Raw genomic sequence first — 1,229 nt, 5'->3', positions numbered from 1 at the left:
GTGACCATCCTGTCCCTGCACCATGCCAACCTGACCTTTCCGCCGGAGCTGGAGGCGGAGACGGTGCGCTTCTATGCCGAGACGCTGGGGCTGGAGCCGCTGCCCAAGCCGCAGGGCCGGCGCAGCCAGGGCGCCTGGCTGCGGGTCGGCGCCGCCGAGATCCACCTGTCGCCCGACGCGCCCGGCCGGGCCGAGCAGCTGGCGGCGGACCGGCATCTCTGCCTGGTCGTCTCCGACCTCGATGCGGCGGAGGCCCGGCTTCGCGCCGCCGGAGCACTGATCGAGCCCGACCCGCGGCCGCCGGTCGGCTACCGCCGCCTGTTCACCCGCGACCCCGCCGGCAACAGGCTGGAGCTGAGCGAACCGCCGCGGTAATCTGCGCTCGCTGATTGCGGCAGACTTCCCTTCCCGCGTATGGATGACGATATGCTATTGTATTGATAGCAGAACCGTGCCGCGGAGACGGTGTCATGACCCTACAGATCCGTGATGGCCGCGCGCGTGAGCTGGCCCAGGAACTGGCCTCCCGGCGCAACGTGACCATGACCGAAGCCGTCATCCAGGCGCTGGAGGCCGAGCTGCGCCGCGAGGCGGAGAAAGAGCCTCTCGCCGATCGTATCGCGCGGATCGCCGCCATCGCCGCTGCGGAAGCCGGACCCGGCGGGCGTGCCATGACCAAGGACGAGATCGATGAGATGTGGGGCCATTGATGTTCGTCGACACATCGGTGATCGTCGCCCTGATCGCCGGTGAGCCGGATGCGCCTCGCTTTGTCGACCTCCTGTCGAGGGCCGAACGGCGCCTGACCTCGGGCCTCGTGATTCTCGAGGCGGCGATGCGGCTCTCCACCCTGCTGCGGCTCGACCCGGTCCGAGCCGAAGCCCTGATCCATATGCTGCTCGACGAAGCCGACATCAACATCGTTCCGATCGACAGCGAGACCGCCACGGCAGCCGTCGCCGCCTTCGCCGCCTATGGCAAGGGCCGAGGCCATGCGGCGCAGCTCAACCTCGCCGACTGCATGTCCTATGCCTGCGCCCGGACGCATGGAGTGCCGCTGCTGTTCAAGGGCGACGACTTCTCGAAGACCGATATCCAGGCGGCGGCCGGCCCAGCCTAGAGAAAACTGTACGGGTCGATGTCGACCTGCACCCGCACCGTGCCGGGCACCTGCACCCGCGACACCCATTCCGCCACCAGCGGCTGCACGCCGATGCGGCGGTCGGCCT

At 68.9% G+C, this 1,229-nt stretch carries 3 protein-coding genes; all 3 read left to right on the top strand.

The window, feature by feature from the left end:
- Positions 1 to 375 (top strand): VOC family protein (locus P409_RS34700; RefSeq protein WP_161790535.1); only part of this gene is annotated, 375 nt, incomplete at its 5' end.
- Between the two features lie 95 nt (positions 376 to 470).
- A complete protein-coding gene (locus tag P409_RS34695; RefSeq protein ID WP_034849495.1) occupies positions 471 to 710 on the top strand; it encodes a type II toxin-antitoxin system VapB family antitoxin in 240 nt (79 codons plus the stop codon).
- Positions 710 to 1,120: a type II toxin-antitoxin system VapC family toxin gene (locus tag P409_RS34690; protein WP_034849494.1), complete on the top strand. Its 411-nt coding sequence runs from the start codon at positions 710 to 712 to the stop codon at positions 1,118 to 1,120. Before P409_RS34695 ends, P409_RS34690 begins: the two co-directional genes overlap by 1 nt.
- Positions 1,121 to 1,229: the final 109 nt, after the last annotated feature.

Origin of the sequence: Inquilinus limosus MP06, from assembly GCF_000767795.1 — a bacterium.
GTDB classification, from domain to species: domain Bacteria; phylum Pseudomonadota; class Alphaproteobacteria; order DSM-16000; family Inquilinaceae; genus Inquilinus; species Inquilinus limosus_E.
Note: the sequence above shows the minus strand (reverse complement) of the source record. Positions and strands in the feature narration are given on the sequence as shown.

Coding starts and splice junctions, on each gene's coding strand:
- P409_RS34690 (WP_034849494.1), top strand. CDS start 710: ATGTTCGTCGACACATCGGTGATCGTCGCCCTGATCGCCGGTGAGCCG.
- P409_RS34695 (WP_034849495.1), top strand. CDS start 471: ATGACCCTACAGATCCGTGATGGCCGCGCGCGTGAGCTGGCCCAGGAA.